Genomic DNA, 13507 nt, shown 5'->3' with positions numbered 1-13507 from the left:
TCGCGGTCAGCTCGCCGGCGAGCTCGTTACCTGGGCCGAAATTGCGTCCGGACCATACTCGTCCTCGCCTGATATTTTCAGGATCTCCTGCAAGCGCGTACGGGCTCGGCTGACGCGGCTCTTGATCGTTCCCACCGCGCAACCGCAGATCTCGGCGGCCTCCTCGTAGGAGAAACCAGATGCGCCGATGAGGATGATGGCTTCGCGTTGGTCCTCCGGCAATTGCTCCAGGGCGCCGCGAAAATCCTTCAGGTCGAGCTGGCCGTGCTGCGCCGGATGAACGGCAAGCCTGGCCGTCATGATACCGTCGCTGTCCTGCACTTCGCGCCCGCGCTTGCGCATCTGAGAATAGAACTCGTTGCGCAGGATGGTGAAAAGCCACGCCTTGAGATTGGTGCCGGGCTGGAAGCTCTCATGCTTGTCCCAAGCCTTGACGAGGGTTTCCTGGACGAGGTCGTCGGCTTTATCGGCATTTTGCGTCAGCGACACGGCGAACGCGCGCAGACTTGGGATTGCCCCAAGCAGATCAGTCTTGAAGCCTTGTGAGACCGCGGCCATGCCTCAGTCCTTCTTCTGTGCGGGTTCAGCCTGTTCCAGCTGGCTAAGCAACTGGGAAAAGCGATCCGGCACATCGTCGGAGACCAGCGCGTCGTAATATTGTTTGAGTTTGCGTCCGATTTCGGAGTTCGGCCCAAGAGCGTCACCAGAACCGTTCCGGCGCCTGCTTTCGGCGCCAGCCAGAATATCTTTCGTCATATCCTTCATTTTGCCCTTGTATTCCCAGCGCTCAAACCGCTCTTATCATACTCAACACAACGCAAGCGGCGCCCTCGTCTGGTTGCCCATCCCGACCCCAAACGCCCCTCCCCGGCATTTGTTCCGTCGAGGCGGAACTTTTTCAAAAAATCCGCGTTATTGTTGGGGCTTGCAGTCAGCTTGACCTGCTACGCAATCACGTCATTCTGAGGGAGACGTCTTACCATGAGCTTATCCGCCACCATCGCACCACATCTGCCCTTCCTGCGCCGCTTCTCGCGGGCTGTTTCCGGGTCGCAAGAGAGTGGAGATGCGCTGGTAGCCGCGATGCTCGAAGCCATCATCGCCGATATCGAGATATTTCCCGAAGCATCGAGCGACCGCATCGCGTTGTACAAGGTTTTCGCCAAGCTGTTCACATCGGTCGCCATCCGCGTCCCACAGGAGCAGGCGCAATCGGCGTGGGAACAGCGCACCGCCGCCAATCTGAATGCAATTGCACCACGGCCCCGTCAGGCGTTCCTGCTCGTGGCTGTCGAAGGCTTTAGTGAGGACGAAGCGGCTGAGATCCTCGACGTCGGCGACCAGGAGTTTTCAGAGCTGCTTGCCCAGGCGAGCAACGAGATATCCCGCCAGGTGGCAACCGACGTTCTGATCATCGAGGATGAACCGCTGATCGCCATGGATATCGAAGAAATGGTCGAGAGCCTCGGGCACCGGGTCGTTGGAACGGCGCGCACCCATGCCGAGGCAGTGATGATGTTCGGCAAGACACGGCCGAAGATGGTGCTGGCCGACATCCAGCTTGCCGACGGCAGTTCCGGCATCGAGGCCGTGAACGAGATCCTGTCATCGACGTCGGTGCCGGTCATCTTCATCACCGCCTTCCCCGAGCGCCTGTTGACTGGCGAGCGACCGGAACCGGCCTTCCTGGTCACCAAGCCGTTCAATCCCGACATGGTCAAGGCGCTGATCAGCCAGGCACTGTTTTTTGACCGGCAGGCGAAAGCAGCCGCATAGTCGCGAATTGAAGAGTGGAGGAATTGAGGAATTGAAGGCGATAGCCTCGCTCGCCGATTTCTCCAGATCATCAAGATCGTCAATTCATCAATTCCTCAATTCTTCAATTCTTCACTTCGGGCCGCCTGATCCACGCATCGGGCGGTGAGGGCGAATTTCCTGCGCGTCCGGCTGCCGAACGATTTGCAAGCTCGGTCTTTTTCGGCAAAGGGTGGGAACAAACCGCAACCACCCACGTTTTTATCGCATCATTCGAAGGAGATGCATCATGCTTTACTGGGCGCTCGTATTTCTCGTCGTTGCGATCATCGCCGGCGCGCTTGGTTTCGGCGGCATCGCCGGTACATCTGCCGGCATAGCGCAGATATTGTTTTTCATCTTCCTAGCTTTCCTGGTCATTTCGCTTCTTGCGGGCCTGTTCAAAAGGGCTTCGTAAAGACGGACGGCCGAACACTGGAAGCCGCACCCCTCAAACGGTTTCCAGCCACCGCCGGGCGGTGTCCTTCAAAGGACGCCGTCCGGCGGACCGTTTTTTGGCGGCGGGTTCGGGAAACCTCTTTGGAACCCATTCACCGGTGAGCCGTTCAGCCTGAATTGGGTGGACAGTTTGGCCGATGGGTTCCAGGACCGGAAACAGGAAGGACGACGTGCAAAGCGATGAAGTCATCGCCCTCCATCCTGCCGAAAGCGGCATGCAGCTCGGCCGCGCCCTTCTTCACGCGTTGCACAATGCCGGCATTTCCGTTCTCTACCAGGATCGCGAGATGAAAACCGTATGGGCGCGCAACATGCGTGCGCCCTGGGTTTCGGACACCGCCGACAGCATCGGTATTCTGCCGGAGGCGCAGGCCGACCGCATCGGCGCGGCCAAGCGCGACGTCATTGCATCCGGCAACCCCCAACGTCTCGAGATCAGCGTTCCCGTCGAGGATGGCAGCCGCTGGTTTGAGGTCTGGATCGATGCCGACCACGGCGACGGCGGCACGGTGCAAGGCGTCGTCACCACGATGGTCGAGACGACCGAGCAGAAGCGCCGTGAGCAGACCCTGACGACGCTGTTGCGGGAGGTGAGCCATCGCTCGAAAAACCTGCTGGCGATCATCCAGAGCATAGCCACCCAGACCGGTCGCTACTCCGACAGCATCGGCGATTTCCTGACACGTTTTCGCGGCCGGCTGCAATCGCTGGCTTCGTCCCAGGATCTCGTGACCTCTTCCAACTGGCGGGGCGCCGCACTTCGCGAACTCGTATCGGGCCAGGTGGGCCGCTACGGCGGCGATCCGGTTCGCAGCCTGAGGTTTCAGGGGGCCAACCCCTATCTCAATCCCAACGCTGCCCTGCATATCGGCCTTGCGATGCATGAACTCGCCGTCAATTCGGTGAGCTATGGCGCCCTGTCGCGGCCCGATGGATTCGTCAATGTTACAGCCAACCTGACCGCCGCCGACACGGGAACCTCCCTGTCGTTGACATGGGCCGAGGCAATCGGAGCCAGTGATGTCAGGCGTAGCGAGAAGCGCTTCGGCAGCGTCGCACTCGAACGGGTCGTGCCGGCGTCACTGAACGGAACGGCGACGCTCGAAATCGCGGCTGGCCGTCTCGAGTACCGCCTTGTCGTTCCACACGGCAATTTCGAGACGGATTGAGCGACCCGAGCTTTCTTAACCAGCTGTTCACCATAAAAGCAGATGCTGTTTTTCCCAGATACCGCTGGAACCTGTTGCATCACCGAACATTTCCGCAGCAGGATTTGCAGCATGGTGCGGGAGGGAATGCCTTGACGGTTGCCGATATGAACAGACTGGAGCAGGCCGCCCGGATTTCCATGGGCGAGTTTGAGGACTCCGAGTCATCCGCGCCACCGCTGGCCCCTGTCCCCAACGGAGCCTTGCGCCTTGTTGCGTTGGCCTTGGTGGCGGTGATCATGGTGGTCGCCCTGTACCAGCTGGTCTATTGAGGCCAGCTCGTTTCGGCCGGCGACAGAATCAATTGTCGCCGTCTTAGTTACTGCCCGCCCAGCGAGCCAGGAACTTTGGCTGATGTAGACCGTTACTATGGCGAGAGGACTTTCCCGCCATGGAACATATCGCTGCATTGCTGCTGGTCATCGGTTGCTCGAACACGATGGCCGACTGCCGTGAACTCCAGGTGCCCGTCAGCATTTTCGCGACCGCCGAGCAATGTGTGGCCGAGCGCCCATTCGTCTTGGGCGACGTGCAAGGGCAGGCTGATCACATCGTCGCCAAATGTCTTGCCGTCGATCCGGTGCTTGAAGACGACTATGATCAGATCGTCTGGAACGTGCGCGCCGATGGTACGCTTGACGCTTCTTTGGCAATTTCCAGCCTGGTAATGGCGTCGAACGCGGCAGGCCCAGAAAAAGACTATCTTCACCAACAATAGATTGCAGCAGCAAAGGCCGTCATTTCATGCTAAATGGCAGCTGGAGCTTTACCAAGTGAGGACAAAAAGTGAGGAGTGACTCTATGCGGAAGATGATTATTGCCCTGGTTGCGGTGGTTGCCGTCAGCGGCTGCACCTCGACCGAACAGGACGTGGTTGGCGGCGGCTTGATCGGCGCCGGTGTCGGCGGCTTGGTCGGCGGCGGCAAGGGCGCGCTGATCGGCGCGGCCGTTGGCGCCGGTTCCGGCCTGCTGGTGCGCAATCTGCGCAACGGCTATTGCCAATATCGCGATCATCGCGGCCGGATCTACACGGCTCGCTGCAACTAATTCGGCGATAATCGAAACGTCGATCCGGAGGCTGGTCCGCTGGCCTTCGGATTTTTCATGTCCGGCGCTTGATCCTTTTCGGGAGAAGGTCGCGCTCAATTGGCGAGTGGAATTTTGATTTCCACGTTCAGCCCATTGGCCTGGTAGTCGCGCTTGATCGTACCGCGTAATTCGCGCGTCACGTTGAGATCGATCAGCTTGGTGCCGAAGCCGGTTTCGGCGGGAGCTTCGAGTTTCTTCTGCCCGTTTTCGCGCCAGTTGAGGGCCAGCGTCCTGTCGCGCCCACGCCCTTCCAGAGACCAATCCACTTTCAGTGCCCCCACGGAATTGCCGGCTTCGCCGTATTTCAGCGCATTCGTCGCCAGTTCGTGGAAGGTCAGGCCGAGCGCTTGCGTCGTGGTTTCGTCAAGCAGCACTTGCGGCCCTGACAGCAGCCCCTCGGGCAACTCCTTGCCGAACACCTGGCCGAGTTCGATGCGCAAGAGATCGCCAAGATCGGCCTTCTGCCAGCGAGAGCGCGTCAGCATGTCCTGGGACGCTGCCATCGCCTGCAGCCTGGCCGAGAAAGATGCGGAAAACTCGTTGACGTCGGTAGCCCGCGATGCCGTCTGGCGCGCGATCGCCAGCACCCTGGTGATCGAATTCTTGATGCGATGCTTCATCTCCTGCAGCATCAGGTCTTTTTCGATCAGGCTCTTTTCCGTGGTTTCGTGCAACCGCGACGCCGCCTCATAGGCCCGCTCCTGATATCGCGCCACCAGCGCGATGGCGCCCGCCAACAGCAGGCCGAATAGCCCCAACATCACCGGAATGGCGCGCGACGACGGCTGCGAGAAGGCGCTTGTCGGCCGGAACAGGACAGTCCATGGCCGTCCGGCGACGATGATCTTTCGGGTGACCAGCAGCCTGTCGCCGAAAGTCGAAGCTGGCGGCGTCTCCGACCGGAACAGCAGATTGTCGCCGCTCACGGCACCATCGCCGTCATAGATTTCGGTGTTGACCGGCAGTAGCGGCGACCGGCTGAGCGCGGTCTGGAATAGATCGCGAGCCCGGAAGGCCGCATAGAGAAAACCTGATGTCGAGGATATCGAAGCATTGATGACGTCGGGAGCGGTTTCGACATTGAGCCGCACGAAAACGAAGAAGCCGGTGAACGTCTGCGAGGCGCCCGTGTCCTGGCCCAGCTGCACCAACCCGCTGGCGTGCTGCTGGTCGTCGGACATCGCCTTTTCGATCGCCACACGCCGCATCGGTTCGCTGAACATGTCGTAGCCGATGGCGGCTTGGTTGGATGGATCCAGCGGTTCGAACAGCACGATAGGGGTACGCCAGGGTTGCGTGGTATCCGGGTAGATTGGATGACTGACGCCATAATCGTGCAGCATATCGCGTTCGACCGTCGCCTCGTCGCCCGTCTTTGCCAGCCTGAGGAAACCGATGCCGCGCAAGCCGGCGAAATTCTTGTCGACATCGAGCGCGTTGAAGAACGCCTTGAACTCATTGCGAGAAATATCGCCATTGCGGGCGTCGAACAGGGCCTGCGTCGAGCGCAGCAGCGACAGATGCAGGTCGATGCGGCTCTCGATCCGGTTGAGCGCGTCGTCGGCAGTCGCCTCGAACTTGATGCGCGCGGCTTCCTGTGTGGCGAAATAGGCGAAACCTGCCATCACCATGCTGATTAGTGCGACGGCGATAAAGGCGATGATCGGGAAAAGCTTCTTCAACGGATCGTGCGGTCCCTGAGCGATATCGGACCTTTATGGGCAAGTCGCCGTGCCAACACAATGCCAAGGCCAAGCCATCCTTACGGCTGGCATATCACGTGTCCGGCAACCGCGAGCTGGCTTGATCTCAGGCCGCGATCTTCAGCGCGCCCGGTCCTGGAATGGCGCCCGGCGGGCATTTGCCAAGAATGATCATCCCCAGCACCTCGTCCTGCGTGACATCGGTGGTGCGGGCGGTGCCAACGACCTGGCCGTTCTTCATGACGCAGACCCGGTCGGCAAGCTCGAACACATCGTGGATGTCGTGGCTGATCAGGAAGATGCCGATGCCATCGGACTTGAGCTGCTTGACCAGTTCGCCGACCTGCGCCGTTTCCTGCGGACCAAGCGCCGCCGTCGGCTCGTCCATGATCAGGATGCGGGCGTTGAACAGGATCGCACGCGCGATCGCCACCGATTGCCGCTGGCCACCCGACAGCTTGATCACCGGCTCCTTGAAGCGCTGGAAGCGGGGATTGAGCCGACCCATCACCTTGCGCGCCTCGGCCTCCATGGCAACGTCGTCGAGCGTGCCCCAGGCGGTCATCAGCTCGCGGCCGAGGAACAGATTGGCGGCGGCGTCGACATTGTCGGCCAACGCCAGCGTCTGGTAGATCGTCTCGATGCCGTATTTCTTGGCGTCGCGTGGATTGGAGATCGATGCCTCCTCGCCGTTGACGAAGATCTGGCCCGAATCGCGCTTGTAGGCGCCGGACAGGATCTTGATCAATGTCGACTTGCCGGCGCCATTGTGGCCGAGCAGCGCCACGACCTCGCCGGGGAAAAGATCGATCGAGGCGTCGTCGACGGCGCGGATGCCGCCAAACGCGATCGAGATGTTCCTCATGTCGATCAGCGCGGTGGCTGCAGGAGCAGTCTTGTCATTCATGGCATGCCCTCCTAGACGCGCTTGCGATAGACGGTGTCGAGCCACACGGCGATGACCAGTACGGCCCCGACGACGATGCTCTGCAGCGGCGAGTCGACGCCGAGCAGCACCATGCCGGACTGCAGCGACTGCATCAGCAGCGCGCCCAGCATGGCGCCGATGATCGTTCCCGATCCGCCGGCAAGCGACGTGCCGCCGATCACGGCGGCTGCAATGACGAGCAGTTCGTCGAGCGTTCCAAGCACGTTGGTGGCCGAATTCTGCCGGGCCGAGGAGATCGCCGCGGCAATCGTGGCCAGCACGCCCATGATCATGAACACCTTCATGGTGATCCATCGCGTGTTGATGCCGGCGAGATTAGCCGCCTCGGGATTGCCGCCGATGGCGAACACATAGCGGCCGAAACGGGTGCGGTTGGTGATGAAGGTCATGACCAGCCCGACGGCGACAGCCATCAGCACCGGTATGGCGATACCGTGGGCGATGAACAGGCCGCCTTCGGGAACGGTGATGTTGTTGGCGGCCGCATATCTGTTCACGATGCCGATCGGCCAGGGGTAGGAGTTGGCGAGCCAGACCGCACCCATGATGGCGCCGCAGGTGACGACTCCAAGCAGCGCCTCGGCCCAGATCGGACGTAGCGGAAACCGGAAACGCTTGCGCTGCACCCGCCCGTTGAACAGCCCAAACACCACGGCGAGGCAGGCGACGATCCCAACGACCCAGCTCCAGGTCGCGCCGATCGATCCCGCCGGCCCACCGCCCATCAGCTGAAAAGTGGCGTTAAGCGGCGCCACGGTCTGGCCTGAAGTGACCCACCAGGCGGCACCGCGCCAGACCAGCAAGCCGCCCAGCGTCACGATAAAGGCGGGCACTTCGAGATAGGCGATGACGAAGCCTTGAAAAGCGCCGATCAACAGGCCGAGCGCCAGGCCGATGACCAGTGCCAGGACCCAGATCCACGGGTTGCCGAGTTCGAGCCCGACAAAGCGCACCAGGAAATGCACCTGGGCAAATCCCATCACCATGCCGATCAGGCCCTCGGCGGAACCGACCGACAGGTCGATGTTGCGCATGACGATGACCAGCACCATGCCGCAGGCCATGATGGCAACCGCGGATGTCTGCACCGACAGGTTCCACAGATTGCGCGGCGTGAGAAAGGTGCGGCTGTCGAAATCGAGCGGGTTGACGCCAAGGCGCAGGCTGGAAATGACATGCAGCCCAATCCAGATGACCAGCAGCGCGCCGATCATGCCGAGCATGCGGGTGTCGATCTCGGTCGCCTTCAGGAACCGGGCGACGGCGCCGAGTTCCGACGCGCGCGCCGTATCGGTCTGCGGGTTTGACGTCGTATCGGTCATGGTTTCCTCCCACCGGCTGGCCGTCTGGCGCGCATGCCGGAGCCCAGCCTAGAAGCTATCCGCATGATGCGGAAACAGAATTCTTTGAGAAAACGCCGCGGCTTTTGGGCCGCGGCGTTCAGATATTTCAAAGTGGTACGGATCAGTTACAGGCCGCCACGGTGCCGGCGGCGACACCCGCGCAGACTTCGTCCTTCTTGATCCATCCGGCGTCGATGACGACGTTGAGATTGTCCTTGGTGATGGCAACCGGGGTCAGGAACAGCGACTTGACGGTGTTCCCGCCTGGCGTCGTGAAGTCCTTGGCGCCGGCGATGTCGCTCGTCTTCTTGCCGTCGGCGAGCTGCGAAGCGATCTCTGCAGCGTTCTTGCCCAGTTCGCGCGCGTCCTTCCACACCGACACGGTCTGCGTGCCGAGGGCGATGCGGTTCAGCGCGGCGTGGTCGCCGTCCTGACCCGAGACCGGCACGGTGCCGGCCAAGCCTTGAGCCGTCAGCGCCGCGACGACGCCACCGGCAGTGCCGTCATTGGCCGCGACCACCGCGTCGACCTTGTTGTCGTTGGCGGTCAGGAACTGTTCCATGTTCTTCTGGGCGTTGGCGGGCAGCCAGCCATCCGTGTAGGCTTCGCCGACATTCTTGATCTTGCCGCTGTCGATGGCTTCCTTGAGCACTTCCATCGAGCCCGAGAACAGGAAGTCGGCATTGGGATCGGCACCGGAGCCCTTGATGAAGACGTAGTTGCCTTCCGGCTTGACCTTGAACACTTCGCGGGCCTGCATGCGGCCGACTTCCTTGTTGTCGAAGGTCAGATAGAAGACGTCCTTGTTCTCGATCAGCCGGTCATAGCCGACGACCGGAATGCCTTCGTCCAGCGCCTTCTGCACGGCCGGGCCGATGGCCGAAGCGTCCTGCGCCAGGATGATCAGGGAATTAGCGCCCTGCGAGATCAGGCTTTCGACATCGGTAAGCTGCTTGCCGGGATTGGACTGCGCATCGGCGGAGATGTACTTGTCGCCGGCGGCCTCGATCGCCGTCTTCATGGCGGCTTCGTCGGTCTTCCAGCGTTCTTCCTGGAAGTTGGACCACGAAACGCCGACAACCTTGTCCTTCGCCTGCGCGACAGACGCGAGCGTCAGCGACATGGCGGCACCCGCCAGGATGGCGGCCGTGAATCTTTTCATATTATCCTCCCTGCGCCGCGTATGGCGCGACCAAACTGACCCGAGGGCCGGCACAGAGGCTCTATTTTTTCGAGCCTCGAAAAAATACTGGGCCAACGCCCGAACGCTGTCAACATCGATTCTGATGGATTTTGATGTCATTTCGAGTTTTTTTCGAGTCTCGGAATAAATAAATGACACGGCCTGCAGCTTCTGCCAGTATTTACCGGCGTCACCGACAGCGTTCCAGGGGCAGGAGGAACCGCGGCGACCGGGAGGATATGAAAGAACATGTCGGTCGGAATCCGCCACGACGATCTGCGCCGCCGCAACCGCGCCATGGTGATCGCGGCAGTGCGCCGCGCCGGACGGCCGTCGCGAACCGAGATCGCCGCGACCACAAGCCTCAGCCATTCGACCATCTCGGCGATTTCATCCGACCTGATCGTCGAAGGCATCCTGACCGAAAGCAAGCCGAGCGAGGCCGGCTCGCTCAAACGCGGCCGGCCGCAGGTCGGCCTCAGTCTCAATCCGGAAGCGGCCGCGGTAATGACCGTGGTGCTGTCGCTGAACTTCCTCTCCGTCGCCGTCATCGACTATGCCGGCCAGGTAATATCCGAGGAACAGCGCCGGCTGGACACGCTGACGATGTCGCGCGAGTCGCTGATCGGGGAATGCACGGCCATCGTGCGGCGCCGCCTGGCAGATCCCGATCTGGACGTGCGCAGCATCGCCCGCATCGCGCTGGCCATCCAGGGCATCACCGACACCCGTGCCCGCGCCATGCTGTGGTCGCCGATCACGCCGCACACCGACATCGCCTTCGCTGACATATTCGAAGACGAGTTCGGCATCCCTGCCATAATGGAGAACGACTGCAACATGATGGCGGTGGCGCTGCGCTGGCGCGACCCCGATCGTTACCGCGACGATTTCATCGCTATCCTTTTGTCGCACGGCATCGGCATGGGACTGGTGCTGAAGGGCGAATTGTTCACCGGCACCCATTCTTCGGGCGGCGAATTCGGCCACATGATCCATCGGCCGAACGGCGCGCTATGTCGCTGCGGACGGCGCGGCTGCGTCGAAGCCTATGCGGGCAATTACGCCATATGGCGCAACGCCAGGCAGATGGGCGAGGATGCAGAACCCGTTGCCGATGTCAGCGACGCCGACATGCGCGCCCTGGCTGCCGCGGCCCGCGAAGGTGACGGACCCGAACGGGAAGCCTATCGCAAGGCCGGCGAAGCGCTCGGCTACGGCCTCGGCAGCCTGTTCGCGCTGATCGATCCGGCGCCGGTCGCCATGGTCGGTGTCAGCGCCGCCGCCTTCGACCTGATCGAGCCGGCATTGCGGCAAGCGATTGCCCAGACCGCCGGCGGCCAGCATTCCAAATCGATTTCCTTCGACACCGAGCCGAACGAACTGCCGCTGATCCGCGAGGGCTGCGCCATGCGGGCGCTGATCTTCGTCGATCAGGAGATTTTTGCGCCGGGCGTGCAGGCGAGATCCGGTTTCGGCGGCAAGAACGTGGCGTGAGTTCAAACGAGGGAGTTCAGTCCTCTCGGATGGCGTATCCGGCCCCACGGATCGTGCGGATGACATCAGGCATACGGCCATTGTTGACCGCCTTGCGCAGCCGGCCGACATGCACGTCGACCGTGCGCTCGTCGATGTAGATCGTCTCGCCCCAGACATTGTCGAGCAGCTGGCTGCGCGAGAACACGCGGCCTGGATGGCGCATCATGAATTCGAGCAGGCGGAATTCCGTCGGCCCAAGCCGGATCTCGCTCTTCTTGCGATAGACACGGTGCGACTCGCGATCGAGCACGATATCGCCGACCTTTAGCACGCTGGACAGCACTTCCGGCTTGGCCCGGCGCAGCAGCGCCTTGACCCTGGCCATGAACTCCGGCGTCGAGAAGGGCTTGACCAGATAGTCGTCGGCGCCGGTCGACAGGCCGCGCACGCGGTCGCTTTCCTCGCCTCGCGCGGTCAGCATGATGATCGGCAGCCGCTCGGTCTCGGGACGCATTCGCAGGCGCCGGCAGAGTTCGATGCCCGAAACCGCAGGCACCATCCAGTCGAGCACCAGAAGATCGGGAACGTTCTCCTGCAGCCGGATTTCGGCCTCGTCGCCGCGCGTCACCACCTCGACCTGGTAACCTTCGGATTCAAGATTGTAGCGGAGCAGCACGCCTAGCGGCTCCTCATCCTCCACCACCATGATGCGTGGTGCGATCATCGGCTGGTCACCCCTGTTATGCCGCTGGCGCGGACATTGCCGTCTCGTCCTGCTTCGGACGATTGGCTGGCAGCTGCGTGCCGGTCAAAACATAGTAGGCATTTTCGGCGATGTTGGTCACGTGGTCGCCGATCCGCTCGAGGTTCTTGGCGCAAAACAACAGGTGCGTGCACGCCGTGATGTTGCGGGGATCTTCCATCATGTAGGTCAGCAGCTCGCGGAATACCGAGGTGTATTTGACGTCGATGCGTTCATCATTGTTTCTGAGCGTGGCAAGCGCAGCCGCGTCAGCGGCGGCATACTCGTCGACGACCCCCTGCACCTGGATCAGCACCAGCTGCGCCATCGCGTCGATCGAATGCGAAAGATCGTGCGGCGTGACGCTCAGCCCGACAGTGCCGACGCGCTTGGCGATGTTCTTGGCAAGGTCGCCGATGCGCTCGAGGTCGCCGGCCATGCGGATCGAACCGACCACCGCACGCAGATCGTTGGCCATTGGCTGGCGCTTGGCGATCAGCGTGATGGCGCGATCGTCCAGCTCGCGCTGGCGGGCATCCATGATGGCATCGTCGGAAACCACGCGCTGCGCCAGCGCATTGTCCGAATTGAGCAAAGCCTTGGTCGAGCCACTGACCATCGAGCGGGCGAGATCGCCCATGTCGCGGATCAGCTGGCTGATCTGCTCCAGATCTTCATCGAAAGATGCAACGGTATGTTCACCCATGATCTTCGTCCCTCATATGCCCGAGTTCAGCCGAACCGGCCGGTGATGTAGTCCTGGGTGCGTTTGTCGTCGGGGGTGGTGAACATCTTGTCGGTGGCGCCCTCCTCGACCAGATAGCCTAGATGGAACATCGCGGTGCGCTGCGACACGCGCGCTGCCTGCTGCATCGAATGGGTGACGATGACGATCGTATAGTTCTGGCGCAGTTCGTCGATCAGTTCCTCGACGCGAGCAGTCGCGATCGGGTCGAGCGCCGAACACGGTTCGTCCATCAGGATCACCTCGGGCGACACGGCGATGGCGCGTGCAATGCACAGACGCTGCTGCTGGCCACCGGAAAGACCCGTGCCAGGTTCCTGCAAACGGTCCTTCACCTCGTTCCAGATTGCCGCCTTCTTCAGGCTCGACTCGACGATCTGATCCATGTCGGCCTTGCGCTTGGCCAATCCGTGGATGCGCGGGCCATAGGCGACGTTCTCGTAGATCGACTTGGGGAACGGATTGGGTTTCTGAAACACCATGCCGACGCGCGCCCTGAGTTCGACGACATCGATGTTCTTGTCGTAGATGTCTTCTTCGTCGAGCGTTATCTTGCCGGTTACCCGCGCGGAATCGATGGTGTCGTTCATGCGGTTGAGGCAACGCAGGAAGGTCGACTTGCCGCAGCCGGAGGGCCCGATCAGCGCCGTCACCTGATTCAGGCGGACGTCGAGATTGACATCGAACAGCGCCTGCTTCTCGCCATAGAACACGCCGACCTTGTCGCCGCGCATTTTGATCACTTCGTTCGACTTGGCGTTCATCTTATCGCCCACTGCGTTTTCAAGCGACTGTTCGGTCATGATGTTCATA

Annotated in this window: 16 protein-coding genes; 7 read left to right on the top strand and 9 right to left on the bottom strand. The window is 61.5% G+C overall.

The genetic code is table 11. The features are described 5' to 3' along the window. Positions 1-6: 6 nt before the first annotated feature. Complete coding sequence (locus AC0L2U_RS19835; RefSeq protein WP_013529285.1) at positions 7-558, bottom strand: RNA polymerase sigma factor; 552 nt, start codon at positions 556-558, stop codon at positions 7-9. 3 nt (positions 559-561) lie between these two features. Beyond that, complete coding sequence (locus AC0L2U_RS19830) at positions 562-765, bottom strand: NepR family anti-sigma factor (protein WP_023810998.1); 204 nt, start codon at positions 763-765, stop codon at positions 562-564. A gap of 216 nt (positions 766-981) precedes the next feature. Here AC0L2U_RS19830 and AC0L2U_RS19825 point away from each other — a divergent pair, with 216 nt between their 5' ends. From AC0L2U_RS19825 to AC0L2U_RS19800, 6 genes are all read left to right on the top strand, one after another. After that, complete coding sequence (locus AC0L2U_RS19825) at positions 982-1776, top strand: response regulator (RefSeq protein ID WP_023810997.1); 795 nt, start codon at positions 982-984, stop codon at positions 1774-1776. 268 nt (positions 1777-2044) lie between these two features. Then, complete coding sequence (locus AC0L2U_RS19820; RefSeq protein WP_013529282.1) at positions 2045-2212, top strand: DUF1328 domain-containing protein; 168 nt, start codon at positions 2045-2047, stop codon at positions 2210-2212. A gap of 178 nt (positions 2213-2390) precedes the next feature. Next, positions 2391-3422 carry a sensor histidine kinase gene (locus tag AC0L2U_RS19815; RefSeq protein ID WP_164748875.1) on the top strand — a complete coding sequence of 344 codons (1032 nt, stop codon included), beginning with the start codon at positions 2391-2393 and terminating at the stop codon, positions 3420-3422. Continuing rightward, complete coding sequence (locus tag AC0L2U_RS19810; RefSeq protein ID WP_473602507.1) at positions 3419-3733, top strand: hypothetical protein; 315 nt, start codon at positions 3419-3421, stop codon at positions 3731-3733. Before AC0L2U_RS19815 ends, AC0L2U_RS19810 begins: the two co-directional genes overlap by 4 nt. Positions 3734-3852: 119 nt before the next feature. After that, entirely contained in the window at positions 3853-4179 is a 327-nt protein-coding gene (locus tag AC0L2U_RS19805; RefSeq protein WP_127267715.1) for a hypothetical protein, read from the top strand. 83 nt (positions 4180-4262) lie between these two features. Further along, positions 4263-4508: a YMGG-like glycine zipper-containing protein gene (locus AC0L2U_RS19800; protein WP_023810994.1), complete on the top strand. Its 246-nt coding sequence runs from the start codon at positions 4263-4265 to the stop codon at positions 4506-4508. Between the two features lie 95 nt (positions 4509-4603). Here the strand turns inward: AC0L2U_RS19800 and AC0L2U_RS19795 are convergent, their stop codons facing one another. From AC0L2U_RS19795 to xylF, 4 genes are all read right to left on the bottom strand, one after another. Continuing rightward, positions 4604-6232, bottom strand: a complete 1629-nt coding sequence (locus AC0L2U_RS19795) for a CHASE domain-containing protein (protein ID WP_127809090.1) — start codon at positions 6230-6232, stop codon at positions 4604-4606. A 127-nt stretch (positions 6233-6359) separates the two neighbouring features. Next, positions 6360-7160, bottom strand: a complete 801-nt coding sequence (locus tag AC0L2U_RS19790) for an ATP-binding cassette domain-containing protein (RefSeq protein WP_127267717.1) — start codon at positions 7158-7160, stop codon at positions 6360-6362. An 11-nt stretch (positions 7161-7171) separates the two neighbouring features. Then, complete coding sequence (locus AC0L2U_RS19785) at positions 7172-8524, bottom strand: sugar ABC transporter permease (protein WP_127267718.1); 1353 nt, start codon at positions 8522-8524, stop codon at positions 7172-7174. A 142-nt stretch (positions 8525-8666) separates the two neighbouring features. Further along, a complete protein-coding gene (xylF, locus tag AC0L2U_RS19780) occupies positions 8667-9707 on the bottom strand; it encodes a D-xylose ABC transporter substrate-binding protein (protein ID WP_013529274.1) in 1041 nt (346 codons plus the stop codon). Positions 9708-9977: 270 nt separating this feature from the next. Between xylF and AC0L2U_RS19775 the strand changes: the two genes are divergently transcribed. Further along, the gene (locus tag AC0L2U_RS19775; RefSeq protein ID WP_473602506.1) at positions 9978-11225 is read left to right on the top strand and encodes an ROK family protein; all 1248 of its coding nucleotides are present in this window, start codon (positions 9978-9980) and stop codon (positions 11223-11225) included. Positions 11226-11241: 16 nt separating this feature from the next. On the opposite strand, the gene phoB is transcribed toward AC0L2U_RS19775, so the two are convergent. Genes phoB through pstB form a run of 3 tightly spaced genes read right to left on the bottom strand, consistent with a single transcriptional unit; the run spans position 11242 to position 13506 of the window. Then, a complete protein-coding gene (phoB, locus tag AC0L2U_RS19770) occupies positions 11242-11931 on the bottom strand; it encodes a phosphate regulon transcriptional regulator PhoB (protein WP_010911896.1) in 690 nt (229 codons plus the stop codon). 16 nt (positions 11932-11947) lie between these two features. Continuing rightward, positions 11948-12655 (bottom strand): phosphate signaling complex protein PhoU, encoded by a 708-nt coding sequence (phoU, locus tag AC0L2U_RS19765; RefSeq protein WP_127267720.1) that lies wholly within the window; start codon positions 12653-12655, stop codon positions 11948-11950. Positions 12656-12681: 26 nt separating this feature from the next. Then, positions 12682-13506 carry a phosphate ABC transporter ATP-binding protein PstB gene (gene pstB, locus AC0L2U_RS19760; RefSeq protein ID WP_127267721.1) on the bottom strand — a complete coding sequence of 275 codons (825 nt, stop codon included), beginning with the start codon at positions 13504-13506 and terminating at the stop codon, positions 12682-12684. Position 13507: the final 1 nt, after the last annotated feature.

It is taken from the genome of Mesorhizobium sp. WSM4808 (assembly GCF_055811675.1).
The sequence above is the reverse complement of the archived record's forward strand: the minus strand, read 5'-3'. Positions and strand labels throughout refer to the sequence as shown.